Source organism: Motilibacter aurantiacus (genome assembly GCF_011250645.1).
Lineage (GTDB): Bacteria > Actinomycetota > Actinomycetes > Motilibacterales > Motilibacteraceae > Motilibacter_A > Motilibacter_A aurantiacus.
This window is the reverse complement of sequence record NZ_JAANNO010000057.1, coordinates 1-518: the sequence shown is the minus strand read 5'-3', so window position 1 is coordinate 518 and position 518 is coordinate 1. Positions and strand designations below refer to the sequence as shown.

At 79.7% G+C, this 518-nt stretch carries 1 pseudogene; it reads right to left on the bottom strand.

Annotation, left to right across the window (positions count from 1 at the left end):
• Positions 1–66 precede the first annotated feature (66 nt).
• Positions 67–518 (bottom strand): annotated as a pseudogene (locus G9H72_RS20820) (hypothetical protein); the annotation flags it as partial.

Sequence of the window (518 nt, the reverse complement as noted above, 5' to 3'; positions counted from 1 at the left end):
GGTCCACGGGGTCCGGTGCCCGCAGGGGTCGGACGACGCGCGCGGGGCGGTGGACGACGCGCAGGGTCATCGCGCACCCGCCTGGACGAGGAGCTCGCCGACGAGGCGCGCCGGGCCCGGCGGCGTCGGCTCGGCGGGCCGCCCCGCCGCGGCACGACGACGACGCCGCTGGGTGTCGTCGTCCGACTCCGGCGCGGGCTCGTCGGACGCCGGCGCGTGGTCGAGGAGGTGAACGGGCACCGGGAGGCCGACCTCGGAGAGGACCCGGCGCGCCAGGCGGTCCGTGGGCCCGGCGGTCCCGCCGACATCGACGAGCACGAGGGCGACGGCGGTCCCCGGCGCCTCCTCGAGCAGGCCCGCCACGGCGGCGAGCCCCCGCTCGGCGGGCCCGCGGTCGGCCCGGGCGACGACGCCGACGACGTGGTGCGAGGCGGCGATCTCCGCCAGGTCGGCGAGGTCCGTGCGGACGCCCCAGTCGGTGAGGACGGCGTCGAAGAAGCGCCCGATAGGGTCGACCG